The sequence below is a fragment of the Citrobacter sp. KTE30 genome (assembly GCF_000398825.1).
Classification (GTDB): domain Bacteria; phylum Pseudomonadota; class Gammaproteobacteria; order Enterobacterales; family Enterobacteriaceae; genus Citrobacter; species Citrobacter freundii.
The window spans coordinates 2,738,704-2,763,571 of sequence record NZ_KB976055.1; the positions used below are offsets into that span (position 1 = coordinate 2,738,704).

Annotated in this window: 28 protein-coding genes and 1 riboswitch; of the genes, 16 read left to right on the forward strand and 12 right to left on the reverse strand. The window is 53.2% G+C overall.

The features are described from left to right. Nucleotides 1-3 precede the first annotated feature (3 nt). The 12 genes from WC1_RS09865 to pduF form a co-directional block, all read right to left on the reverse strand. Nucleotides 4-789, reverse strand: coding sequence for a cobalt-precorrin-6A reductase (locus WC1_RS09865; protein WP_003844233.1), 786 nt, complete (start codon nucleotides 787-789; stop codon nucleotides 4-6). Next, entirely contained in the window at nucleotides 786-1,511 is a 726-nt protein-coding gene (locus WC1_RS09860) for a precorrin-3B C(17)-methyltransferase (RefSeq protein WP_003030278.1), read from the reverse strand. The genes WC1_RS09865 and WC1_RS09860 overlap by 4 nt, the downstream gene beginning before the upstream one ends. Continuing rightward, nucleotides 1,511-2,566 carry a cobalt-precorrin 5A hydrolase gene (gene cbiG / locus WC1_RS09855; protein WP_016150567.1) on the reverse strand — a complete coding sequence of 352 codons (1,056 nt, stop codon included), beginning with the start codon at nucleotides 2,564-2,566 and terminating at the stop codon, nucleotides 1,511-1,513. Before cbiG ends, WC1_RS09860 begins: the two co-directional genes overlap by 1 nt. Further along, nucleotides 2,547-3,320: a cobalt-precorrin-4 methyltransferase gene (locus WC1_RS09850; protein WP_003030275.1), complete on the reverse strand. Its 774-nt coding sequence runs from the start codon at nucleotides 3,318-3,320 to the stop codon at nucleotides 2,547-2,549. The genes cbiG and WC1_RS09850 overlap by 20 nt, the downstream gene beginning before the upstream one ends. Beyond that, on the reverse strand, nucleotides 3,313-3,882 hold the full coding sequence (locus WC1_RS09845; RefSeq protein WP_003030273.1) for a decarboxylating cobalt-precorrin-6B (C(15))-methyltransferase: 570 nt from the start codon (nucleotides 3,880-3,882) through the stop codon (nucleotides 3,313-3,315). Before WC1_RS09845 ends, WC1_RS09850 begins: the two co-directional genes overlap by 8 nt. After that, nucleotides 3,872-4,477 carry a cobalt-precorrin-7 (C(5))-methyltransferase gene (locus WC1_RS09840; RefSeq protein WP_016150568.1) on the reverse strand — a complete coding sequence of 202 codons (606 nt, stop codon included), beginning with the start codon at nucleotides 4,475-4,477 and terminating at the stop codon, nucleotides 3,872-3,874. Before WC1_RS09840 ends, WC1_RS09845 begins: the two co-directional genes overlap by 11 nt. Further along, nucleotides 4,471-5,607 (reverse strand): cobalt-precorrin-5B (C(1))-methyltransferase CbiD, encoded by a 1,137-nt coding sequence (cbiD, locus tag WC1_RS09835; protein WP_003030269.1) that lies wholly within the window; start codon nucleotides 5,605-5,607, stop codon nucleotides 4,471-4,473. The genes WC1_RS09840 and cbiD overlap by 7 nt, the downstream gene beginning before the upstream one ends. Further along, on the reverse strand, nucleotides 5,604-6,236 hold the full coding sequence (locus WC1_RS09830; protein WP_003030267.1) for a cobalt-precorrin-8 methylmutase: 633 nt from the start codon (nucleotides 6,234-6,236) through the stop codon (nucleotides 5,604-5,606). The genes cbiD and WC1_RS09830 overlap by 4 nt, the downstream gene beginning before the upstream one ends. A 10-nt stretch (nucleotides 6,237-6,246) precedes the next feature. After that, nucleotides 6,247-7,206: an adenosylcobinamide-phosphate synthase CbiB gene (gene cbiB / locus WC1_RS09825; protein WP_016150569.1), complete on the reverse strand. Its 960-nt coding sequence runs from the start codon at nucleotides 7,204-7,206 to the stop codon at nucleotides 6,247-6,249. Next, nucleotides 7,203-8,582, reverse strand: a complete 1,380-nt coding sequence (locus tag WC1_RS09820; RefSeq protein WP_016150570.1) for a cobyrinic acid a,c-diamide synthase CobB — start codon at nucleotides 8,580-8,582, stop codon at nucleotides 7,203-7,205. The genes cbiB and WC1_RS09820 overlap by 4 nt, the downstream gene beginning before the upstream one ends. An 87-nt stretch (nucleotides 8,583-8,669) precedes the next feature. After that, nucleotides 8,670-8,845, reverse strand: a riboswitch (cobalamin riboswitch). Nucleotides 8,846-9,177: 332 nt separating this feature from the next. After that, nucleotides 9,178-10,089 carry a transcriptional regulator PocR gene (gene pocR, locus WC1_RS09815; RefSeq protein ID WP_003030260.1) on the reverse strand — a complete coding sequence of 304 codons (912 nt, stop codon included), beginning with the start codon at nucleotides 10,087-10,089 and terminating at the stop codon, nucleotides 9,178-9,180. A 203-nt stretch (nucleotides 10,090-10,292) separates the two neighbouring features. Continuing rightward, complete coding sequence (pduF, locus tag WC1_RS09810) at nucleotides 10,293-11,102, reverse strand: propanediol diffusion facilitator PduF (protein ID WP_003030258.1); 810 nt, start codon at nucleotides 11,100-11,102, stop codon at nucleotides 10,293-10,295. A gap of 525 nt (nucleotides 11,103-11,627) precedes the next feature. Between pduF and pduA the strand changes: the two genes are divergently transcribed. Genes pduA through pduS form a run of 16 tightly spaced genes read left to right on the forward strand, consistent with a single transcriptional unit; the run spans nucleotide 11,628 to nucleotide 24,866 of the window. Beyond that, nucleotides 11,628-11,909: a propanediol utilization microcompartment protein PduA gene (gene pduA, locus WC1_RS09805; protein WP_003030255.1), complete on the forward strand. Its 282-nt coding sequence runs from the start codon at nucleotides 11,628-11,630 to the stop codon at nucleotides 11,907-11,909. Next, nucleotides 11,909-12,721 (forward strand): propanediol utilization microcompartment protein PduB, encoded by an 813-nt coding sequence (gene pduB, locus WC1_RS09800; RefSeq protein ID WP_003030252.1) that lies wholly within the window; start codon nucleotides 11,909-11,911, stop codon nucleotides 12,719-12,721. The genes pduA and pduB overlap by 1 nt, the downstream gene beginning before the upstream one ends. An 18-nt stretch (nucleotides 12,722-12,739) precedes the next feature. Next, nucleotides 12,740-14,404 (forward strand): propanediol dehydratase large subunit PduC, encoded by a 1,665-nt coding sequence (gene pduC, locus WC1_RS09795; protein WP_003030249.1) that lies wholly within the window; start codon nucleotides 12,740-12,742, stop codon nucleotides 14,402-14,404. A 10-nt stretch (nucleotides 14,405-14,414) separates the two neighbouring features. After that, a complete protein-coding gene (gene pduD / locus WC1_RS09790; protein WP_016150571.1) occupies nucleotides 14,415-15,089 on the forward strand; it encodes a propanediol dehydratase medium subunit PduD in 675 nt (224 codons plus the stop codon). Between the two features lie 14 nt (nucleotides 15,090-15,103). Beyond that, a complete protein-coding gene (gene pduE, locus WC1_RS09785; RefSeq protein ID WP_016150572.1) occupies nucleotides 15,104-15,622 on the forward strand; it encodes a propanediol dehydratase small subunit PduE in 519 nt (172 codons plus the stop codon). 15 nt (nucleotides 15,623-15,637) lie between these two features. Beyond that, nucleotides 15,638-17,470: a diol dehydratase reactivase subunit alpha gene (locus WC1_RS09780; protein WP_016150573.1), complete on the forward strand. Its 1,833-nt coding sequence runs from the start codon at nucleotides 15,638-15,640 to the stop codon at nucleotides 17,468-17,470. Then, complete coding sequence (locus tag WC1_RS09775) at nucleotides 17,460-17,810, forward strand: glycerol dehydratase reactivase beta/small subunit family protein (protein ID WP_003844243.1); 351 nt, start codon at nucleotides 17,460-17,462, stop codon at nucleotides 17,808-17,810. The genes WC1_RS09780 and WC1_RS09775 overlap by 11 nt, the downstream gene beginning before the upstream one ends. Before the next feature lie 19 nt (nucleotides 17,811-17,829). Continuing rightward, nucleotides 17,830-18,105, forward strand: a complete 276-nt coding sequence (pduJ, locus tag WC1_RS09770) for a propanediol utilization microcompartment protein PduJ (protein WP_001057752.1) — start codon at nucleotides 17,830-17,832, stop codon at nucleotides 18,103-18,105. A gap of 24 nt (nucleotides 18,106-18,129) precedes the next feature. Beyond that, nucleotides 18,130-18,594: a BMC domain-containing protein gene (locus WC1_RS09765; protein WP_016150574.1), complete on the forward strand. Its 465-nt coding sequence runs from the start codon at nucleotides 18,130-18,132 to the stop codon at nucleotides 18,592-18,594. Further along, complete coding sequence (locus WC1_RS09760) at nucleotides 18,594-19,226, forward strand: phosphate propanoyltransferase (RefSeq protein ID WP_016150575.1); 633 nt, start codon at nucleotides 18,594-18,596, stop codon at nucleotides 19,224-19,226. Before WC1_RS09765 ends, WC1_RS09760 begins: the two co-directional genes overlap by 1 nt. After that, entirely contained in the window at nucleotides 19,223-19,714 is a 492-nt protein-coding gene (pduM, locus tag WC1_RS09755) for a microcompartment protein PduM (RefSeq protein WP_003844248.1), read from the forward strand. Before WC1_RS09760 ends, pduM begins: the two co-directional genes overlap by 4 nt. Nucleotides 19,715-19,717: 3 nt before the next feature. Beyond that, nucleotides 19,718-19,993 (forward strand): EutN/CcmL family microcompartment protein, encoded by a 276-nt coding sequence (locus WC1_RS09750; RefSeq protein WP_003030211.1) that lies wholly within the window; start codon nucleotides 19,718-19,720, stop codon nucleotides 19,991-19,993. 8 nt (nucleotides 19,994-20,001) lie between these two features. After that, nucleotides 20,002-21,009, forward strand: coding sequence for a two-domain cob(I)yrinic acid a,c-diamide adenosyltransferase PduO (gene pduO, locus WC1_RS09745; protein ID WP_016150576.1), 1,008 nt, complete (start codon nucleotides 20,002-20,004; stop codon nucleotides 21,007-21,009). Next, complete coding sequence (gene pduP, locus WC1_RS09740) at nucleotides 21,006-22,391, forward strand: CoA-acylating propionaldehyde dehydrogenase PduP (RefSeq protein WP_016150577.1); 1,386 nt, start codon at nucleotides 21,006-21,008, stop codon at nucleotides 22,389-22,391. The genes pduO and pduP overlap by 4 nt, the downstream gene beginning before the upstream one ends. Before the next feature lie 10 nt (nucleotides 22,392-22,401). Next, a complete protein-coding gene (locus WC1_RS09735; RefSeq protein WP_016150578.1) occupies nucleotides 22,402-23,514 on the forward strand; it encodes a 1-propanol dehydrogenase PduQ in 1,113 nt (370 codons plus the stop codon). Continuing rightward, on the forward strand, nucleotides 23,511-24,866 hold the full coding sequence (gene pduS, locus WC1_RS09730; RefSeq protein ID WP_016150579.1) for a cobalamin reductase PduS: 1,356 nt from the start codon (nucleotides 23,511-23,513) through the stop codon (nucleotides 24,864-24,866). The genes WC1_RS09735 and pduS overlap by 4 nt, the downstream gene beginning before the upstream one ends. Nucleotides 24,867-24,868 lie beyond the last annotated feature (2 nt).

The window sequence follows — 24,868 nt, forward strand, 5'->3', positions numbered from 1 at the left end:
TCCTTAAGCCGCGGCCAGCCAGCGCGTTAAACGCGCCGCAAAGGCGGCCTGACTTTCCAGTAACTCGTCTCCCGTCACCAACGGTGCCGGACGTGTAATCACGATGCAGGGGATACCGGCATCCAGACAGGGTTGAACTTTTTCCTGATAACCACCTTCAGCGCCTGAAGCCTTAGTGATCACCACATCAGCCTGACACTGGCGATAAAACGCGGCGTTGAACTCGGCGCTAAACGGCCCACACAGTGCGAAGATTTCACCGACGCCAAATCCCAGATCCGCGCATTGCTGAATGACCTCAGGTACAGGCAGAACGCGCGCCAGCAGCGTTTTTTCAGGCAACCCTTCGCGCCAGATGGCCAGATCTTTACTGCCAGTCGTCAACAGCACGCGATCGCCGAAGCGTCGCGCCACCTCACAGGCTTGCGGAATACTTTGTACGGTATAAAGCTGCGGGTGAGTTAATCCGCTCAACTGCTCAGGGCGCTGGTAGCGGCTCAGCAGTACGCCCGCCGCTTCGCAGGCATTCATGATGTTGCGACTCACCACCTCGGCGTACGGATGCGAGGCATCGATCACCCAGCGCGTCTGATTTTCCTGTAGCCAGGCAATCATTTGTTCACGTTCCAGACGCCCGCAGCGCACCTGGCCTTTGATGTCTCCCGCCAGCTGCTTTCCCGTCGGGGTCGCAACGGACAGGGTGTAGGCCACGTTTGCTGCATCCAGTTGCTGGCACAGCATGCGCGCGTCGCTGGTGCCGCCCATGACCAGCACATCACCATAATTCACAGCACATAACCTCGTGGCGTGATCATCAGGCCGTCCTGAACATAGGTTGTTTTATTGCCCACGATCACAAGACTGGTCATATCAACCGGCTCAAAGTCCATTTCACCCAGCGTGGTCAGCCATTTTTCCTGCTTTTTACGTCCGGCTGACTTCACAATACCAACCGGCGTTTGTGCGCTCTTGCTGGCAGATAACAGCTCAAATGCGCGCGCCAGATGTCCTTCGCGACCCCGACTGCGCGGGTTGTAGAAACAGATAACAAAATCGGCCTCACCGGCGGCAACGATGCGTTTTTCGATAACCGGCCACGGCGTTAACAGATCGCTTAAGCTGATGTGGCAGAAATCGTGCATCAACGGCGCACCCAGCAAAGAGGCGGCGGCAATGCTGGCGGTCATCCCTGGGATTAGCCTGACCTCAACGTCCAGCTTTTGCTTACTGACCAGCTCGAGCACCAGCCCGGCCATACCGTAAATCCCCGCGTCACCGCTGCTGATCAGCGCCACGTTGTGCCCCGCCTGCGCCAGTTCGATCGCCGCCTGACAGCGTTCAATCTCTTTGCACATCCCGGTTTTGATCACCTGCTTGTCGCCAGTGAACGCTTTTACCAGATGGGTGTAGGTTTTATAGCCAACGATGATTTCCGCTGCCTGCAGTGCTTCAACGGCTTCCATGGTCATCATTGCCTGCGAGCCAGGGCCAATTCCAATTACGCTTAACATCAGTGTGAAACTCCCAAAGTGATAGTGACGCCCTGTTCTCGCAGGGTCTCGCCTAACAGTTGTCCGTGGCTCAACAGCCAGGCTGCAGGACCAGAAACGCTTCCTGTACCCACCGTTTTGCGAACAAACGATGAGGCCGGAAAACGGTGCTCATGCTCACGCAGCGCGTCAGCAGTAAAGGTTTCGAAAGGAACGCGACAGCATGAAGCCAGTTGGATAAGTCCCTGTTCATCTTTTTTCAGCGTGATGCTGCCAATCGCTTTTAGCGCCAGCGGATCGAGCTGTTGGGCTTCGAGTTGGCGGGCAAGCAGCGCAGCCAGCAGCGGGAACGGCGTATCACGGCGACAACCAATTCCGGCCACAACCCGCTGCGGCACCAGCTTCCAGTGCGGAACAGGCAGCTCAGGTAAATTGGTGCGTAAGGTGATGCACACCACCGCATCCAGTTCAGGGAGCTGGTTGAGATCGGTGACCGTAATAAATCCGCGCCGGTCGCAATGGCTGACATCCTGCGTCAGTTCGTCATCCCACCACAGCCCAACCCGCTTATTGCTGACCAACATCTGATTGACGATCTTCACCGCCGAACGGAAATCACTCATTCGGGCATTCAGTTGAAATGCCAGCGTATCCAGTGCCGCCATATCGTTCACATCCGTCGCGGTGGTGATAACCGGGTCGGCGCCCAACATGCCCGCCAGATAACGAGCCAACGCATTAGCACCGCCCGCATGACCGGAGAGCAGGCTGATGACATGCTGGGCACGTTCATCAATGACCACCACCGCCGGATCGCAAAACTTGTCGTTGACCAGCGGGGCCAGTACGCGCACCGCAATGCCGGTCGCCCCGATAAAAATCAGCGCCGAATAATTCGTAAACGCTTCGCGAGCGGTATTCGCAAAGCCGTTTTCGAAGGGAATAAACCCCTCCTCCAGCAGCTTTTCACTGGTAAAACAGGTTACCGGCAGCATAGCTGCCAGACGTTTCGCCAGCACAACGCCGCCAGGAGTCAGGCAAAAAAGCGCAATTGACTCAGGCTTTACGGTATTCATGGCTAAAGTCCGCCGCATAGAGTTTGGAGTAGTGATACTCCGAGCCCAGGAAATTACCGACCAGAATAAGGGCCGTTTTACGGATGCCAGCATCGCGAACCTTGTCGCCAATATCCGCCAGGGTCCCGCGCACGGTCTGGCTTTCCGGCCAGGTCGCTTTATAGATCACCGCCACGGGAGTGGTCGCCGGATAGCCGCCTTCAATCAGACGCTCAGCCACCCGATGAATACGCTGGACGGAAAGATATATCGCCATTGATGTCTGGTGGCTGGCAAAAGACTCCAGCTGTTCACGCTCTGGTACCGGGGTGCGGCCTTCCAGGCGCGTAATGATCAGGCTCTGTGACACTTCGGGCACGGTATACTCAACACCCAGCTCCGCCGCCGCGCCGAGGAACGCGCTGACGCCGGGCACCACCTGCCAGTCAATCCCGCGTTTGGTCAGCTCCTCGCCCTGCTCGCGCACGGAACCATACAACGAGACATCGCCGGTTTGCAGACGCACAACGGTCTTACCCGCTTTCACTCCGGCTTCCATCAGATCAAGGATCTGCTCCAGATGCAGTTCGGCACTGTCGTGACATTCAGCACCAGCAGGGCAATACTCCAGCAGTTCGGTGTTAATCAGCGATCCGGCGTAGATAACAACCTGCGCCTGTTGCAGCAACCGGTAACCTTTGAGGGTAATCAGCTCGCGATCGCCAGGACCTGCGCCAACAAACCACACGCTACGGGGATCAAAAATCTCAGACATGGTTTCCTTCCTTCTGACAGGCGATAACAAATACGGGGTTATTCGGTTTAAAATAGTGACCACTGCCAAGCGCGGTAAGCGAGGAAACCTGTAGCTGCAGGCAATCCACTCCCTGTACGCCAAGATGGTCCAGATGTGTTAGCGCGGTGTTGAGGTTTTCCTGGAGGATAAATGTCATCACCAAACGCCCTGCGGGATGCAATTGACGCATCGACCAGTCAATCAGGTCGGTCAGATGACCACCGCTGCCGCCCATAAAAATGGCATCGGCTTTTTCCGCGATGGTCATGGGAGCAACGCCGGGAAAAATATCGATATTTGCGCAGGCAAAATGCTGGCGGTTTTCGTCCAGCAACCTGAGCGCCGCCGGGTTACGTTCGATGGCCGTGACACGTAATCCGGGATATTGCAACGCCGCCTCTATCGACACGCTGCCGGTTCCGGCGCCTATATCAATCAGGTGACTGGCGCGGTGTAATTCAAGTTTTGAGAGGGCAAGTGCGCGTACCGCTTCTTTGGTCATCGGCACTTTCTCTCCACGCAGAAACAGCTCATCTTTCATCGAGGATCACCACTGCATTCATGTCATAGTCGGCGTTAACTTCACGCACAGGCAGGAAATGGATCTTTTCGTTTTCCATCGCCAGGTTTTCGCCAATCACCATCCAGCGATGCCCCTTGCCTCGGGCAATGAGCTGCTGCGCGATTTCACGCGGGCCACACAGCGCATCAGTCACCATCGCTACCTTGTTATGTCGCGCCAGCTCATCAAAACAGACGCTGCGGCCATGGCTACTGGTCAGCCACATATCGTTCATATCAATACCGGACTGCGCACACAGGTACTGCACCGCACTAATGCCGGGAATAATCCGCACATTCTCAATACCAAAATGCGCCACCATGCGCGTCCCGATGCCGTAAAACAGCGGATCGCCAGATGCCAGTACCACAACATGCTTCTCCTGGTGCGCGCTAATCCAGCTCAGGAGTTCCGGGATATTGGCGCCAAGAGCAAACTGTTCACCGGCAAAATCCGTGAATTGCTGCAAATGCCGCTTTCCACCGACCAGAACATCCGCCGCCGCGACCGCTTCACGTGCCGCAGGCGTCATCAAATGCAAACCGGCGGGGCCCATCCCTACAACGGTTAACATTGCATCTCCTCAGCAATTTCTGCGACCGGACGATTACTGCCAAGAACCTGATTATCAAAGGAAAACATGATGGCATCGCAGGTCGGCGGATTTTTGGTAAAGCGCAATGTTTGCAGAACACGCATACAAATGCGCTGAGCCAGATGGTCATAAATGTGCTGGAAACCGTATGCGTCGATATGTTCCATCGCCGCTTCGGTGGTATCGCACTCGCTGACCAGCGTCAGCAGTTCCAGCGGTGCGCCAAGTAATGCGAGGTGGGCCACCAGCGTTTCCATGCGGGCATCGGCAATATGGCTATGGGTATGGAAGATCCCCGCCGCGATTTTGACGAGCTTACCGGGATGTCCCACCAGCACAATTTGCCGGAATCCAAGACGTACGGCTTCTTCTATCATGTAGCCGACAAAGTTGCTCATGGTGACCACAACCTGGGTGTCGATACCCATCTGCTCGCGCACAAAACGCTCGCCGTGGTTTCCCGGCACCAGTACGACACGCTCCAGCCCAGCCGCCCGCTTAATTTCCAGCTCCAGCGACAGCGAACGTTTCCAGCTCTCTTCCGACATCGGCGTGACAATACCCGTGGTGCCGATAATCGAAATGCCGCCCAGAATGCCAAGGCGGGAGTTGTAGGTTTTTTGCGCCCGTTCTTCACCTTCTGGCGCGAAGATTTCAATCTGCGCCCCACGATTTGGGCCAATCGCTTCGCGGACGGCAGATTCAATGGTCTGGCGAGGTGTACGGTTAATCGCCGAACTACCGACCGGTAGGCCAATCCCTTTGCGGGTTACCGTACCAACCCCTTCACCGCCCTGTAAGGCAATCACGCCACTATCGTCTAACGTCACGCGCGCAAAAATCAGCATCCCATGTGTGGCGTCCACATCATCACCACCGTCTTTGCGGATGGCGGCTATCGCCTGCTGCCCTTCGATATGTGGCGACTCAACGTTCAGGCACAACGTCACCCCGGAAGGCGTGACGATGGAAACCTGATGGATGAGGTGTTGGCGCAATACCATCAACGCTGCCACTTTTGCCGCCGCCGTGGCGCACGATCCCGTGGTATATCCTTTACGCAGCGCTTTACCGTTGTGCCACACCGGCGTATCGAAGGCCTCGCTCATCGCGCCCCCTGCATGTGATAAAGCATGGCGTTGACGATAGCGGCAGCGACATTACTCCCCCCTTTACGGCCTAACGCGGCAATGGCGGGCAACTTGCTTTGGGTCAATGCATCTTTCGACTCTTCTGCACCAACGAACCCAACCGGTACGCCAACCACACCGCTGACAGCGACATCATGCTCAAGCAGGCGAAACAGCGCTGTTGGCGCGTTGCCAAAGACAAACAGCTTTTCCCCCTCTTCCTTCACCGCAATGTCGACAGCAGCCATGGACCGGGTAATCCCCTGCTCTTTTGCCGTACGCACAACTCTCGGGTCACTGATGTAACAGCGGCATTCACCGCCGAATTTTGCCAGCAGCGTTTTATTGATCCCGGAAAGCGCCATCGTGGTGTCGGTATAAATCACGCTCGAACGGCTAAGCGCCGCACAAAACTGCTCCAGCACATCACTGGAAAACCACAGAATGTCCAGCCAGTCGAAATCTGCCGTCGTGTGAATGACCCGCTTGATAATGGCTTCATGTAACGGACTGGCAAACTGATAGTCCGGACGGGTTTCACGGATGATCTCGCCAATAATGTCGAAACTTTTGGCTTCAATCGCCTGGGGTTGCTGGATATATTGCATTATGTTGTCCTCAGGCTACACCGGCCCACAGCCACCGCAGCGCAATAAACAGCGCCAGTGCCAGCGTCGATGCCACCCACATCAGTCGAATCGTATGGGAAATGTCGTCTACCGAAATGTCGCGTTGCGCATCACCGATCCACGGTTTCTCAACGCGCTCGCCAAAGTAGTCATTAGGACCACCCAGACGAATGCCTAATGCACCGGCTACGGATGCCTCTGACCACGCGCAGTTTGGGCTGCTGTGGTTGTAGCGATCACGCCAGCCAATCTGTAAAGCTCGCGAGCCGTCTTTACGGCATAAAAATGCCGCCACGCCCAGCAGCAGCCAGCTCAGTCTTGCAGGAATAAAGTTCGCGACATCGTCCAGACGCGCGCTGACCATACCGATAGCGCGGTATTTTTCATTTTTGTAGCCCACCATGGAGTCAAGGGTGTTTACCGCTTTGTAGGCCATCGCCAGGGGCGCACCGCCGAGAAGGAGAAAAAACAGCGGCGCGATAATGCCGTCGACGGTGTTTTCAGCCACGGTTTCCACCACCGCACGATTGATCTGTTGCGGTTGCAGTTGCGAGGTATCACGCCCCACTATCCACGACAGTTTTTCCCGACTCGCAGCAAGGTCACCGGCCCGTAGAGGACGTTCGACATCCTGTGCGGCATTCGCCAGGCATCGCCCGGCCAGCACGGTAAAGATCATCCATACCTCTACCACCCAACCCAACCAGGGATGAACAGATTTTGCCAGTACCAGCACGCCCCAGGACGCAGCCCAGGTCAGACCAACCACCACAATCCACATCACCGCGCCACCAATGCGCAGCGCACGGTCGCTATGACAATAACGCCGAATAATTCGCTGCACTGCAGAAATCAGATTGCCAATCCAGCGCACCGGATGCGGCCAGTTCTGCGGATCGCCGATGATAAAATCAAGCAACCAGGCAACACACCACGCAAGGATCGTCATAGCGCGCTCCTCGCGGCTGTCAGCCAGTGGTTAAGCATCTGCGGACGTTGAGCAAAATGAACGTGTAGATAACTGGCGAAGGTGTTTCCGACCTGCCAGCCGCCGGACCAGGCTTGCAGCGTTTTACCATCGCGCACTTTGCGACAGTTCATCACCGCTGGCGTTTCAGGGGTAAAATCAGAATAGTGGAATTCATGCCCGCGCAGCACTTCCCCTTCTGCTGCTAATAATGTTTGCTGTGCGGCCTGCGCTTCGCAGTAGCCAAATCGGGTCAGACGTTTTCCCATTTTGCTGTGGCCGGGAATGATATCCGCCATCAGCCAGGTATCGCCGTTACTGTCCTCAAGCGAACTGCCGAGATACATCAGCCCCCCACACTCTGCGTAAATCGCGACGCCACGTTGATGTGCCGCTCGCAGTTGCTTCAGCATCGAGACATTGCGAGCCAGCACCGCAGCGTGTAGCTCAGGATATCCGCCACCTAACCAGATCATCTGACAGTCGGGTAAGCAGGTGTCGTGCAACGGGCTAAAACGAACAATATTAAGCCCCGTACGTTCCAGCAGCGTAATGTTGTCCGGGTAGTAGAAGTTGAAGGCTTCGTCATCGGCAATTGCAAGCGTTAGCCCTGCTCCAGCATCTGCGGCAGGCAGCGCGGGCCATTCGCCAGCAGGAAGATTGGTTGACTGGCTTAATGTCAGCAGTGCGTCAATATCAAGGGTTTGCTCCAGCGTGGCAGCAAACTCCTGCCACGGTTGCTGATTGATAACCGACTCACGTGCGGTGACTAAACCCAAATGTCGTTCGGGAAGGGCAACCCCATCCATACGGGGTACGTAACCTAAGACGGGTACATCGCAGTAACGTTCGATTGCGACTTTCAGTAACTGGTAATGCGTTTCGCTGTTAACCCGATTAACAATAACGCCGGCGATGTTCAGGGTGGGATCAAAATGCTGAAAACCCATTACTGTTGCGGCGATTGAGGTGGAAACGGCTTTGCCATCAACCAGTAAGATGACCGGACAGCCTAACTGTTTAGCCATCGCGGCGGTGCTGCAGTAGTTTGGGTCTGTACCATAGCCGTCATACAACCCCATCACACCTTCAATAACGGCGATATCCGCATGTCGCATCTGCTCATTGAATAGAGCGTTTAGCGTGGGGACGGGAAGCATAAAGCTATCAAGATTGCGGGAAGCAGTACCGCATACCGCTGTATGCCAGCCGGTATCAAGGTAATCAGGACCCACTTTGCAAGGCTGGACGCGCAAACCGCGTTTTTTCAACAAGCTCAGCAAGCCCAGCGTCACCGTGGTTTTACCACAGCCGCTTCCAGTACCTGCAAGAACAAATGCGTGAAAATTGGCCGCCATACCCTGATCCTGTTCAGGGTGGTAGGGGTGTAGAGATACCCAGTCTCTCGACTGTATGCATCTGAACCACCCACTTCCCACCGAAGTTGTTGGTAGTCACTGACAGGCAGGTCTTCTGGCTTAGCGTCATCCTCACCCGTCCTTCCCAATCTTGCGATCAGTGGTCCATACGGGGTCGTCAGCATCACAGCAGCGGGGGCTGCGGGGGATTCTCACCCCCTTCCCTACCACAAATGTGGCAAACCTGTCAGTTCAAGAGCCTGGTTAATTAAGCTCTCTGTTATGAGGTAAATTCACGACCTCATGACAATAATTCAGTTTAATATCTTTCCGAATTCATTCAGCCAATTTCCTGGCCTTTTCCCACATATTCATACGTTCACTTTTTGAATGAAAGTATCAGCTAAGAATAAAGAAAGTCATTCACACAGACACTGTATCTCATCACAAAAATAAAAACTGGTGCAGTTTATCCCTCTAATACCATTATTTTGTTGCGCTATGACAATTTATTGGCAGCTGTCATTATTTTTCATTTTATAATGACGGGCATAGCACCACATATCAAAAATCGGCAATAGCAAAATATTGCTATTTAAGCGGACTCTCCGCGTGAAATGACATTAATTTGCTGGCGAAATGCCTGCGGCGTAACCTGATACGTTTGACGGAACACTTTGCAAAAATAGCTGGTTTGCGAAAAGCCTAAATTACGCGCAATGCTGGCTATGCTCCAGTCACTGTGGCAAAGCAACTCTTTGGCACTTGCCATTCTCTGTTGGTTTACCCATGCGTTAAAACCGATACCCTGATATTTTTTGAACAATTTACTGAAATAGTACGGGCTAAGGAAAACATGAGAGGCAACATCTTCCAGACGCAGCTCGTCTGATAAATGCGCATCAATATAGCGCAGGGCTTTTTTCATTTTACTGTCATGGGGGTTGGTACTGCGGTTAGCGCGTACCGGCTCTGACTGCTGCGGGTTATCTTTGATAACAACAAAATTGAGTTGTTTCTTAAGGCAATTTTCGACGATGAGCTTGAGTAAATCCGCTGAGGCAATGACACGAGAATAGTCCATCTCAGGTACATTACGGAACTCGTTGACCAGCTCTGGATCGGCTTGCCAGCGGTCATCGACGTTCAGAATATCAACGAGGCCTACATCGTTACTTAAGCGTACTTGTCCACAAAGCACAAACCCTACCAGGTGTCCCGCGATGACCAGCGGAATTGAGAAATCGGTAAGCCCGGCATGGCAGCGATAAATGCAGGGCTGATCGGACTTAGAGGCTTCCAACCCGCCACAGCGGTCGCTCATACGACAACGCGTACTATGCTGAGGATGCTGGCGCATCAACTGGCAAAAAGGAGTGAAATTAAAAAGCTCAGAAATTTCATCACCGTGAATATTGACAACCACAACAGCCAGACTGGTGGCCTGTGCAAAATCCTGTGCGATTTTATTAATGAGTTCTGAGTTCAGGGCACTCGCAGAAATCATGATAAAACCTCTCAGTTAATTTATTGTTATAAATAAAACATATTATTCACACATTCATTTTCATCTCGCGATCCAGCGCTCTGATGAAAGTCAGCATTGAACATAACAAAAGTCTCCCATTCTTGGGAGACTTTTTAAGCCGTTCAGGAAACCGGATCACGAAAACAGTTTTTACCTTTCAATAATAAACATCTTTCATGAAGCTAGCTCTCGTTTTCCTCCAACTTACACGAATTACACGGTAAATTTTTGCCAATAAAATAACGATAAATTGCTGCGCCCGCACAGGCGCCGATGATGGGAGCCACAATCGGCACGATGAAATAAGGGATATCGCGCCCGCCGGTCATCGCAACATCACCCCACCCGGCCATCCAGGCAAACAATTTAGGACCAAAATCACGTGCCGGGTTCATCGCAAAGCCGGTAAGTGGGCCGGTTGATGCGCCGATAACAGCAACCAGAATACCAATCAACAGTGGTGCCAGAGGGCCTTTGGGAACGCCGTTACCGTCGTCCGTTAGCGCCATAATCATCCCCATCAGAATGGAGGTAATCACCACTTCAACCAGTGCGGCCTGCCAGACACTCAGTGCGGCGGCAGGATACGTGCTAAAAATACTGGCAAGTTGCAGGCTTTCCAGACTGCCGCGTACCATTTGGTGGGCTGATTCATACTCAATAAATAAACTGCCGTACAACAAATAGGCCAGCATAGCGCCACCAAAGGCACCCGCTATCTGAGCGACAGAATAAGGCAGTACTTTACGGCCAGGAAAACAGGCAAACAACCAAAGTGCGATGGTAATAGCGGGATTGAGATGGGCCCCAGAAATCCCGGCTGTCAGGTAAACTGCAAGCGAGATCCCCAAGCCCCATATGATGCAGATCTCCCACAATCCCAAACTAGCACCCGCGACTTTAAGGGCGCTCAGGCACCCAATACCAAAAAACAAAAATAGCCCGGTACCCAAAAACTCAGCAATACATTGCGCTCTTAGTGAATCGTTCATTGTGACACCTTCTAAGCAGAGTTCGTGTCTTTACCAGCGGACTCCTTGCTGGCAGGAAGATTACTTCAAGACTTACTATAAAAATCTGTATCGGCAAATTGTTGGCAATCTGCAAGCGACATACCCTTAAAAATCGTGTTGTGATAGCAAAATTTTGCTATCACCTTTATTAAAACAGGTGACAAAACGAGGATTCACCCTATTAAAAGTACATTTTCAAAATAATAAAATATTGCGAAAAGCAGAATGCCATTTTCAAACAATCATCACAATTTCATTTTTCTCGCATAGCAAATGATATTTAAACTGTCACTCAGAAAAGTGTAAATATGGAATTAACATAACCAAATAGTCATATCGACAAATCTTAAAATAATCAATAAAAACAGCATATTACAATAACAAACAGCAATTTTATCTCACCGTAACCCCACTATTTTTTCACTCTTACTTTCAACTCAGCCATTCTTTTTCCTCGCTTCTTTTTATAGTCATGAAAATCGGGACAACCCAGGCGAGGTCTTTATGCAACAAGAAGCGTTAGGAATGGTAGAAACCAAAGGCTTAACTGCAGCCATAGAGGCCGCAGATGCAATGGTGAAGTCAGCCAATGTAATGCTGGTCGGCTACGAAAAAATTGGTTCGGGGCTGGTAACAGTTATTGTCCGCGGCGATGTCGGCGCAGTCAAAGCAGCAACAGATGCCGGTGCCGCCGCAGCCCGTAATGTGGGAGAAGTGAAAGCCGTACACGTTATCCCACGCCCGCATACCGATGTAGAAAAAATCTTACCGAAGGGAATTAGCTAATGAGCAGCAATGAACTGGTTGAACAGATCATGGCGCAGGTGATTGCTCGCGTGGCAACGCCGGAACAGCAGGCTATCCCAGAAAATAATCACCCAACACGAGAAACGGCTATGGCAGAGAAAAGCTGCAGTTTAACGGAGTTTGTCGGTACCGCGATTGGCGACACCGTCGGTCTGGTAATCGCCAACGTAGACAGTGCCCTCTTGGACGCAATGAAACTTGAAAAACGCTATCGCTCCATTGGCATCCTTGGCGCCCGTACTGGTGCGGGTCCACACATCATGGCCGCTGATGAAGCGGTGAAAGCCACCAATACTGAAGTCGTCAGTATTGAGTTACCACGTGATACCAAAGGCGGCGCAGGTCATGGCTCGCTGATTATTCTTGGCGGCAACGATGTTTCCGACGTGAAACGCGGCATTGAAGTTGCACTGAAAGAACTGGATCGCACCTTTGGCGACGTTTATGCCAACGAAGCCGGTCACATCGAAATGCAGTACACCGCACGCGCCAGCTACGCGCTGGAAAAAGCCTTTGGCGCACCGATTGGTCGTGCCTGTGGCGTCATCGTCGGCGCACCAGCATCCGTTGGTGTCCTGATGGCTGATACTGCCCTGAAATCCGCCAACGTGGAAGTTGTGGCTTACAGCTCCCCTGCTCATGGCACCAGCTTCAGTAACGAAGCCATTCTGGTTATTTCGGGTGACTCTGGCGCTGTTCGTCAGGCTGTTATCTCCGCCCGTGAAATCGGTAAAACCGTACTCGGGACCCTCGGCTCAGAGCCGAAAAACGATCGTCCGTCCTACATCTGATATCAGTGAGGCTGATTCATGAGATCGAAAAGATTTGAAGCACTGGCGAAGCGCCCTGTGAATCAGGATGGCTTCGTTAAGGAGTGGATCGAAGAAGGCTTCATTGCGATGGAAAGCCCGAACGACCCCAAACCGTCGATTAAAATCGTCAACGGTACAGTCACTGAACTGGACGGTAAATCCGCTAGTGAATTTGACTTAATCGACCATTTTATTGCCCGCTATGGCATTAACCTGGCGCGCGCTGAAGAAGTCATGGCGATGGATTCGGTCAAACTGGCCAATATGCTTTGCGATCCTAACGTGAAGCGCAAAGACATTGTGCCGCTGACCACCGCAATGACGCCGGCAAAAATTGTCGAAGTCGTGTCCCATATGAACGTCGTTGAGATGATGATGGCCATGCAGAAAATGCGTGCTCGTCGTACACCATCTCAACAAGCGCACGTCACTAATGTCAAAGATAACCCCGTGCAAATTGCCGCTGATGCCGCTGAAGGCGCATGGCGTGGATTTGACGAACAGGAAACGACCGTTGCCGTTGCGCGTTATGCGCCATTTAACGCCATTGCGCTGTTAGTCGGCTCACAGGTTGGACGCCCGGGCGTGTTAACTCAGTGTTCTCTGGAAGAAGCAACCGAACTCAAACTCGGGATGCTAGGCCACACCTGCTACGCTGAAACCATCTCCGTCTATGGTACTGAACCCGTCTTTACCGACGGCGATGACACGCCATGGTCTAAAGGCTTCCTCGCCTCATCCTACGCATCCCGTGGTCTGAAAATGCGCTTTACCTCCGGCTCTGGTTCAGAAGTTCAGATGGGTTACGCCGAAGGCAAATCGATGCTTTATCTGGAAGCCCGCTGTATTTACATCACCAAAGCTGCTGGCGTACAGGGTCTGCAAAACGGTTCCGTAAGCTGTATCGGAGTCCCTTCCGCCGTGCCGTCAGGAATTCGTGCAGTGCTGGCTGAAAACCTGATCTGCTCCTCTCTGGATCTGGAATGCGCCTCCAGCAACGACCAAACCTTTACCCACTCGGATATGCGTCGTACTGCGCGTCTGCTGATGCAGTTCCTGCCGGGTACTGATTTCATTTCTTCTGGTTATTCCGCAGTGCCGAACTACGACAACATGTTTGCGGGTTCGAACGAGGATGCTGAAGATTTTGACGACTACAACGTTCTCCAGCGTGACCTGAAAGTAGACGGTGGTCTGCGCCCGGTTCGTGAAGAAGACGTTATCGCCATTCGTAACAAAGCGGCGCGTGCGCTGCAGGCCGTCTTTGCCGGGATGGGATTACCGCCAATCACTGATGAAGAAGTGGAAGCGGCGACCTACGCCCACGGTTCGAAAGATATGCCGGAACGTAACATCGTTGAAGATATCAAGTTTGCACAAGAGATCATCAACAAAAACCGTAACGGTCTGGAAGTGGTGAAAGCCCTTGCTCAGGGCGGATTTACCGATGTCGCTCAGGACATGCTCAACATCCAGAAAGCCAAGTTAACCGGGGATTACCTGCATACCTCCGCCATTATCGTTGGCGACGGACAGGTGCTATCCGCTGTCAATGATGTTAACGACTATGCCGGTCCGGCAACAGGTTATCGCCTGCAAGGCGAACGCTGGGAAGAGATCAAAAACATCCCTGGCGCACTTGATCCCAACGAGCTTGGCTAAGGGGTGAAAAATGGAAATTAATGAAAAACTGCTGCGCCAGATAATTGAAGATGTGTTGTCTGAAATGCAGACCAGCGACAAACCCGTCTCTTTCCGTGCATCTACAGCGGCAAGCGCACCTCAGGCTACTACGGCACAGGGCGACAGCTTTCTGACCGAGATTGGTGAAGCCAAACAAGGCCAGCAACAGGACGAAGTGATTATTGCCGTAGGGCCGGCGTTTGGCCTGTCACAAACCGTCAATATTGTTGGGATCCCGCATAAGAATATCTTGCGCGAAGTGATTGCCGGTATTGAAGAAGAAGGCATAAAAGCGCGCGTTATCCGCTGCTTTAAATCCTCCGATGTGGCGTTTGTTGCCGTTGAGGGTAACCGTCTGAGCGGTTCCGGGATCTCTATCGGTATCCAGTCAAAAGGCACGACGGTTATCCACCAGCAGGGGTTACCGCCGCTTTCAAACCTGGAGTTGTTCCCTCAGGCACCGCTTCTGACGCTAGAAACCTATCGTCAGATCGGTAAAAACGCCGCGCGTTATGCCAAGCGTGAATCTCCGCAACCGGTCCCTACGCTGAATGACCAGATGGCTCGTCCTAAGTACCAGGCGAAATCAGCCATTCTGCACATTAAAGAGACCAAATACGTTGTGACAGGCAAAAACCCGCAGGAACTGCGCGTGGCGCTTTGATAAAGGATACCTCCATGAATACCGACGCAATTGAATCGATGGTTCGGGATGTGTTGAGCCGGATGAACAGCCTGCAAGGCGAGTCCGCGACTCCGTCCGCGGCAAGTTCATCAGCACATACCGCGAAAGTCACGGATTACCCTCTCGCGAATAAACATCCTGAGTGGGTAAAAACTGCGACCAACAAAACGCTGGACGACTTCACGCTTGAAAATGTTCTGAGCAACAAAGTGACCGCGCAGGACATGCGCATCACTCCTGAAACACTGCGCCTCCAGGCGGAAATCGCCAAAGATGCCGGACGTGACAGGCTGGCGATGAACTTTGAGCGCGCTGCCGAGCTAACCGCTGTTCCTGACGATCGCATTCTTGAGATCTACAACGCGCTGCGCCCGTACCGCTCAACAAAAGATGAGCTGATGGCTATCGCCGACGATCTCGAAAATCGTTATCAGGCAAAAATCTGTGCAGCTTTCGTTCGTGAAGCGGCAGCGCTGTACGTTGAGCGTAAAAAACTCAAAGGCGACGACTAACTCAGGGACAGGATCATGCGATATATAGCTGGCATTGACATAGGCAACTCATCAACGGAAGTCGCTCTGGCTACTCTGGATGAGTCTGGCGTGCTGAGCATCACCGGCAGCGCGCTGGCAGAAACCACCGGAATTAAGGGCACATTACGTAATGTGTTTGGCATTCAGGAGGCCCTTACGCTGGCGGCAAAAAACGCCGGTATCAATGTCAGCGATATTTCGCTCATCCGTATTAACGAAGCCACCCCGGTCATTGGCGACGTGGCGATGGAAACAATAACCGAAACCATCATCACTGAATCCACCATGATCGGCCATAACCCTAAAACACCGGGCGGCGTCGGGTTAGGCGTGGGTGTCACTATTACGCCGGAAGACCTTCTCAGTCGCCCGGCGGATACGCCCTATATTCTGGTGGTGTCATCGGCATTTGATTTCGCCGATGTTGCTACGATGATTAATGCTTCCGTCGGTGCCGGATACCAGTTGACTGGCGTTATTTTGCAGCAGGACGATGGTGTGTTGGTCAGTAATCGTCTGACTCATCCCCTGCCCATCGTCGATGAAGTCCTTCATATTGACCGTATCCCGTTGGGGATGCTGGCTGCCATTGAGGTCGCCGTACCAGGAAAGGTCATTGAAACGCTTTCTAACCCCTATGGTATTGCAACCGTCTTTGGCCTCAATGCCGATGAGACTAAAAACATTGTTCCGATGGCACGGGCGCTGATCGGCAACCGTTCAGCCGTGGTGGTGAAAACGCCGTCAGGGGATGTGAAAGCGCGAGCGATTCCTGCCGGAAATCTGGAGCTACAGTCTCAGGGTCGTACAGTACGGGTCGACGTTGCAGCGGGCGCCGAAGCGATTATGAAAGCGGTTGGTGAATGCCCAAAACTGGATAACGTTACCGGAGAAGCTGGCACCAATATTGGCGGCATGCTGGAGCATGTGCGCCAGACGATGGCTGAATTAACCAATAAACCCAGTCATGAAATTTTTATTCAGGATCTGCTGGCGGTCGATACCTCGGTTCCTGTCAGCGTGACGGGTGGACTTGCCGGTGAGTTCTCGCTGGAACAAGCTGTCGGCATAGCCTCCATGGTGAAATCAGACCGCCTGCAAATGGCGATGATTGCCCAGGAGATCACGCAAAAGCTCAACATTGACGTTCAGGTTGGCGGGGCCGAAGCCGAAGCTGCCATTCTGGGGGCCTTAACTACTCCGGGCACCACGCGACCACTGGCTATTCTGGACCTCGGCGCGGGTTCAACCGACGCTTCTATCATCAATCCTAAGGGCGAAATTATTGCCACGCACCTGGCGGGTGCAGGCGATATGGTCACGATGATCATTGCCCGTGAACTGGGTCTGGATGACCGTTATCTCGCGGAAGAGATTAAAAAGTATCCGTTGGCGAAAGTTGAGAGCTTGTTCCATCTTCGCCACGAAGACGGCAGCGTTCAGTTCTTCCCTACGCCTCTCCCGCCAACGGTTTTTGCGCGCGTGTGCGTAGTGAAGCCCGATGAACTGGTGCCACTGCCGGGTGAACTGGCGCTGGAGAAAGTACGAGCCATTCGTCGAAGTGCTAAGGAACGCGTTTTCGTTACTAACGCACTCAGAGCGCTACGTCAGGTGAGTCCGACCGGGAACATTCGGGATATTCCCTTTGTGGTACTGGTTGGCGGCTCATCCCTGGATTTTGAAGTTCCGCAGCTGGTCACCGATGCTCTGGCGCATTATCGACTGGTTGCCGGGCGCGGCAATATTCGTGGTACCGAAGGTCCGCGCAATGCGGTTGCGACAGGGCTGATTCTCTCCTGGCATAAGGCATTCGCTCATGGAAAGTAATCTCACCACGCCAGCCATCGTTATCTTCACCAGTGCTGACTGCGCTGACGTCTGGAATGACGTACTGCTGGGTATTGAAGAAGAAGGGATCCCCTTTGTGATTCAGGAGAATGACTCAACTGACGTTATCCACAACGCATGGTTGGCTGCCTGCCAATCACCATTGCTGGTTGGTATTGGCTGTAGCCGTGAAAAACTGGTCGTTCACTACAAAAACTTACCCTCATCAGCACCGCTTTTTACGCTGACGTATCAACAAAATAGCCACGATCGCCGCAGCATTGGTAACAACGCTGCGCGGCTGGTTAAAGGCATTCCGTTCCGGGAATGCCACTCATAACCCACAGGAGAAAAGCAGTATGAATAACGCACTGGGACTGGTTGAAACAAAAGGGCTTGTCGGCGCTATTGAAGCCGCTGATGCCATGGTGAAATCCGCAAACGTGCAGTTGGTTGGTTACGAAAAAATCGGCTCTGGCCTCATCACCGTTATGGTTCGCGGTGATGTCGGCGCGGTGAAAGCAGCCGTAGATGCTGGAAGCGCAGCCGCAAGCGCCGTTGGCGAGGTGAAATCCTGCCACGTTATCCCGCGTCCGCACAGCGACGTTGAAGCCATTTTACCTAAATCCGCATAAGTCGTTGCAACCAAGGAGCACAGCGTGAAGCAATCACTGGGATTACTTGAAGTTAGTGGTCTGGCATTAGCCATCAGTTGCGCGGACGTCATGGCGAAAGCCGCCTCCATCACGCTGGTGGGCCTCGAAAAAACCAACGGCTCAGGCTGGACGGTGATCAAGATAATCGGGGATGTGGCCTCCGTCCAGGCGGCCATTTCCACCGGTGTCAGTTTCGCTGACCAGCGAGATGGACTGGTGGCTCACAAAGTCATTTCCAGACCCGGGGACGGGATCCTGTCGCATAGCGTTGTCCTGGAGCCTGAACCAACGCCCGAACCCATACCAGCCATACCGCATGAAGAGATATTTGTAGACCATGCGGCACCCGAAGCACCGCAAGATGCAGAATTGATTAGCTGCAATTTGTGTCTTGATCCTGCCTGCCCTCGCCAAAAAGGTGAGCCGCGCACACTTTGTCTTCACTCCGGCAAACGAGGTGAAGCGTGATGGATAAACAGCAATTGGAAACCACTGTCGCTAAGGTTCTGGATGAAATGCGCGAGCGCCCGATTCCGCTGGGGATCTCTAATCGGCATATTCATCTGTGCGCTGAAGATTACTGTCGCTTGTTTCCCAATCACCCAATTAGTGAGAAAAAAGAGCTGCTGCAGCCAGGGCAATATGCAGCAGAGCAGACTGTCACGCTGGTGGGGCCAAAAGGTCAGTTAAAAAATGTGCGTTTACTCGGCCCGCTGCGCAATACCAGCCAGGTCGAAATTTCCCGTACCGACGCCCGCACGTTGGGAATTGCTGCTCCGCTGCGGATGTCGGGCAATATTCAGGGCACACCCGGTGTTCGTCTTGTCAGCCCATTTGCTGAACTGGACTTAGCATCCGGGGTGATCGTTGCCCAACGGCATATCCATATGTCGCCGCTCGATGCTCTGATTCTGCGAGTTTCCCATGGTGATAAAGTCTCGGTCGCCATTAATGGCGATGAACGTCGACTGATTTTCGATAACGTCGCCGTACGCGTTTCGCCGGATATGCGCCTCGAAATGCATATCGATACAGACGAAGCCAATGCTGCAGGCGCTGATAATCCCCAGGCATTCGCCACACTGGTGACCTCACGATGAACAACGAACTGCTGCAACGCATTATCGAGGAGGTTGTTTCCCGATTAAAAAAACGCGCGGAAAGCACGCTCACTCTTAGCGTCGCGCAGTTACGGGAAATCGATTCACGGACAGTATGCTGCCAGTACTCGTCGCTCCATCTCCAGCAAGTGGACCTGCCATTACTGGAGCAAATTGCCGAAGGCTGCCCAGTCAACATGTCGGTGGTAACGATTCACGACGTGCTGGCATGCGGAGTCCGCGTGAAGATTTCACTACAACACCGATTGTTACCCGCAATCCCCGTGAAAAAACTAGCGCGTCTGCCGCTGGAATTCAGTGACGAACTGGGGCGAATCATCTTTTTGCATCCTGAGAAGCTTCTCAGCTATGCCGACGTCGCCCAATTGAGGGATGGCGTACTGGTGCTACGCCGTCGATGTGTCGTGACGGCTCTGGCTCAGGAAGCTGTCAGTCTGCGAAATGTCCAACTAATTAAGCAGGAGTGAGCTATGCATCTGGCACGGGTTACAGGCGTTGTGGTTTCCACGCAAAAATCTCCATCACTGGTGGGAAAAAAACTGTTGCTGGTACGTCGGGTAAGTGCTGACGGAGAGCTTCCTGCGTCTCCAGTGAGTGGAGATGAAGTCGCTGTTGATTCTGTCGGCGCGGGGACCGGCGAACTGGTATTACTCAGCAGCGGGTCCAGCGCCAGACACGTTTTCTCCGGCCCTAATGAGGCCATTGATCTGGCTATCGTCGGCATTGTCGACACGCTTTCTCGTTAGGAGGAACTATGGCGATTTATACCCGCACAGGTGATGCCGGAACAACAGCCCTATTTACCGGACAGCGCGTGAGCAAAACGCATCCGCGCGTGGAAGCCTACGGTACGCTGGACGAACTGAATGCGGCGCTTAGCCTGTGCGTTTGCGCGGCGAAAAACCCTCAGCACCGGCAGTTACTTGAAAATATCCAGCTGCAGCTTTTTTGGTTCAGCGCCGAACTGGCAAGCGAAAGCGAAGAACCGACGCCAGAGCAGCGCTACATCAGCTCAGAAGAAATTGCGGCACTGGAAGGTGCCATCGATATCGCAATGGGAAGAGTACCGCCCCTGCGCAGCTTTATTTTACCAGGCCGCAGCGAAGCCGCCAGCCGACTGCACTTTGCCCGAACTCTGGCACGCCGCGCAGAGAGACGACTGGTCGAGCTGTCCACCGAGATCTCCGTCAGACACGTGCTGATGCGTTATATCAACCGCCTGTCCGACTGCTTATATGCGCTTGCACGAGCAGAAGATCATGACGCCCATCAAAACGAAATCATTGAGAAAGTGGCTGAGCGCTATCTCGCTGCCGTTCAACCACCAGCCACAAAGGAGCCGACTATGTCTCTGTCTTTTCAGGAGCTCCACCAACTCACTCGCGCTGCGGTGACGAGAGCAGAAGAACTTCAGGTTCCGGTCGTCATTAGCATTGTTGATGCGAACGGGACCCAAACGGTGGCCTGGCGCATGCCTGACGCATTACTCGTGAGTAGCGAACTGGCACCGAAAAAAGCCTGGACTGCCGTGGCGATGAAAACCGCCACTCATGAGCTGACATCAGTAGTACAACCAGGCGCAGCGCTTTACGGTCTGGAAAGCCATATGCAGGGAAAAGTCGTCACCTTCGGTGGCGGGTACGCATTGTGGCGTGAGGGTTTACTCCTCGGGGGTCTTGGCATCAGCGGAGGAAGCGTTGAACAGGATATGGACATTGCAGAAACGGCCATTGCGGCGATTAACGTGAGAACACATCAATGAATACTTCAGAACTTGAAACCCTTATTCGTAACATTTTGAGTGAGCAACTCGCCCCGGCAAAAGCAGAAGTTAAGGGTAACGGTATTTTTCCGTCCGTTGGCGAAGCGATCGATACCGCTCATCAGGCTTTTCTGCGTTACCAGCAATGTCCATTGAAAACCCGCAGCGCCATCATAAACGCCCTACGCGAAGAACTGACGCCTCATCTTGCTTCACTGGCCGCTGAGAGCGCTGCCGAAACGGGTATGGGCAACAAAGAGGATAAGTTCCTTAAAAATAAAGCCGCGCTGGACAACACTCCGGGTATCGAAGATCTCACCACCACGGCGCTAACCGGCGATGGCGGCATGGTGTTATTCGAGTATTCACCGTTTGGCGTGATTGGTTCTGTCGCCCCCAGTACTAATCCGACAGAGACCATTATTAACAACAGCATCAGCATGCTGGCGGCAGGGAATAGCGTTTATTTCAGTCCGCATCCGGGTGCTAAAAAGGTTTCACTCAAGCTGATTGCCATGATTGAAGATATCGCTTTCCGTTGCTGCGGAATTCGTAATCTTGTCGTCACGGTCACAGAACCCACTTTTGAGGCTACCCGGCAGATGATGGCGCACCCTAAAATCGCAGTTCTGGCGATTACCGGTGGCCCAGGCATTGTTGCTATGGGCATGAAAAGCGGGAAAAAAGTCATCGGCGCAGGCGCAGGAAATCCCCCCTGCATTGTTGATGAAACGGCCGACCTGGTTAAGGCGGCGGAAGATATCATCAATGGCGCATCCTTTGATTACAACCTCCCCTGCATTGCTGAGAAGAGCCTGATTGTTGTTGATGCCGTTGCCGAACGACTGGTTCAACAGATGCAGTCTTTTGGTGCGATGCTTCTCAATAGAGAAGAGGTAGACAAACTGCGAGCCGTCTGTCTACCAGAAGGCATAGCCAATAAAAAACTGGTAGGTAAAAGCCCGGCAACCTTACTGGAAGCAGCAGGAATACCAGTTCCGGCAAAAGCACCTCGATTACTGATAGGCATCGTCCAGGCGGACGACCCGTGGGTTACCAGCGAGCAACTGATGCCAATGCTCCCCGTCGTAACGGTGAGCGATTTTGATAGTGCATTAACGTTGGCCCTGAAGGTTGAAGAGGGATTGCATCACACGGCCATTATGCATTCGCAAAATGTGTCACGTTTGAACCTTGCCGCGCGCACGCTTCAGACCTCCATCTTTGTGAAAAATGGCCCCTCTTACGCCGGGATCGGCGTTGGTGGTGAAGGCTTTACAACCTTCACTATTGCGACGCCAACCGGTGAAGGAACAACATCTGCGCGCACTTTCGCACGCTCTCGTCGTTGCGTGCTGACAAACGGTTTTTCTATTCGTTAATGGGGCCGTTATGAATAGCTTTTCACTGCAAACTCGATTGTACAGCGGCCAGGGAAGTCTGGATGTGCTCAAGCGCTTCACGAATAAGCATATCTGGATTATTTGCGATGGTTTTCTCGCGCGTTCTCCCCTGATTGAAAAGCTGCGCAACGCTCTGCCAGCGGATAACCGCATCAGCATTTTCAGCGATATCACCCCCGATCCCACCATCGGCACTGTAGTTCAAGGGATTGCACAAATGCAGTCCCTGCGGCCGGACGTCGTGATGGGTTTTGGTGGCGGCTCAGCATTGGACGCCGCAAAAGCCATCGTCTGGTTCAGCCGACAGTTCGGTATTGAAATTGAAACCTGTGTCGCAATTCCCACTACCAGCGGTACGGGCTCCGAGGTAACCAGCGCCTGCGTGATTAGCGATCCGGATAAAGGCATTAAATATCCATTGTTTAATAATGCGCTTTATCCAGACATGGCCATCCTTGATCCAACGCTGGTCGTCAGCGTACCGCCAGCCATAACCGCGAATACCGGCATGGACGTGTTAACGCATGCGTTGGAGGCATACGTGTCCACGAAGGCCAGCGACTTCACCGATGCACTGGCTGAAAAAGCGGCTCAAATCGTCTTCCAGTATCTGCCTGTCGCCGTCAGCAAAGGCGAATGCCTGGCAACCAGAGGGAAAATGCACAATGCGTCAACGCTCGCGGGAATGGCATTTAGTCAGGCTGGACTGGGGATCAATCATGCGATTGCCCATCAGTTGGGCGGTCAGTTTCATCTGCCACACGGACTTGCCAATGCGCTGCTGCTGACCCATGTCATTCATTTTAATGCTCGCGATCCGCGGGCTGCGAAGCGCTATGCCCGTTTCGCTAAAGCCTGCCATTTATGCCCGGATAACGCGAACGATACAGCGGCATTGAATGCGCTCATTCATCATATCGAGCTACTCAAAAAACAGTGTGCGTTGCCTTCTTTAGTTGACGCACTTAAAGACGGAAAGCAAGCCTGGTCGCAACGTATCCCGGTGATGGTTCAGGCCGCGCTGGCTGATGTCACGCTGCAAACCAATCCTCGTGTTGCCGACGCCAGTGCCATGCAGGAACTGCTTGAGGAATTATTATGAAGACAGCCATGACGGCAGAGTCCACGCTCTATGATGCGCAGACAATTCGCGAACGCGTTCGCGCAGCGGGCGTTGTCGGAGCCGGAGGCGCAGGCTTTCCTGCTCACGTAAAATTACAGGCGCAGGTCGATACTTTTCTGGTCAATGCGGCTGAATGTGAGCCAATGTTGAAAGTTGACCAGCAGTTGATGGCCGTCCAGGCTGAGCGACTTATCCACGGCGTTCAATATGCCATGACGGCTACCGGAGCCAGTTCCGGAATTATTGCGCTCAAAGAGAAATACCAACAGGCTATCAATGCATTAACGCCCCTTCTGCCTGCCGGGATCCGCTTACATATTTTGCCCGATGTCTACCCGGCAGGTGACGAGGTTCTGACCATCTGGATGGCAACAGGCCGGAGAGTTCCGCCTGCCGCGCTGCCGGTCAGCGTCGGCGTAGTGGTCAATAACGTCCAGACCGTGCTCAACATCGCGAGAGCAGTTGAGCAGCAGTACCCCGTTACGCGTCGTACCTTGACCGTTAACGGCGCAGTCGCCAGTCCCATCACACTCACAGTCCCTGTCGGCATGTCTTTACGTGACGTTCTGGCGCTGGCCGGGGGTGCAACCGTTGACGATCCCGGCTTTATTAACGGTGGTCCGATGATGGGCGGCCTGATTACTTCACTGGATACCCCAGTCAGCAAGACCACCGGGGGCCTGCTGGTTTTGCCTAAGTCTCATGCGTTGATTCAGCGGCGGATGCAGGATGAACGCACTGTGCTTTCTGTTGCAAAAACCGTTTGCGAGCAGTGCCGTTTGTGTACGGATTTGTGCCCAAGGCATTTGATCGGTCATGAATTATCCCCGCATCTGCTGGTTCGTGCGGTTAATTATCAGCAGGCGGCCACGCCGCAGCTACTGCTCACGGCCCTGACCTGCTCAGAATGCAATGTGTGTGAAAGCGTTGCCTGTCCGGTTGGGATTTCGCCGATGCGAATCAACCGCATGCTTAAACGCGAGCTGCGGGCGCTCAACCATCGTTATGAAGGGCCGCTAAATCCTGAGGATGAAATGGCGAAGTACCGGCTGATCCCGGTTAAGCGCCTTATTACCAAACTGGGCCTTAGCGACTGGTATCACGATGCGCCACTGGCTGAGACTGACTACTCCACAGACAAAACGACGCTGTTGTTACGCCAGCATATAGGTGCCAGCGCTATCCCATGTGTAGAACAAGGCGAACGCGTTGTTCGCGGTCAATGCGTTGCCGATGTGCCGTCCGGTGCATTAGGCGCGCCTGTTCACGCCAGTATTGACGGTATTGTCAGCGAGATCACTGAGCAATCCATCACGGTAATAAGAGGTTAATC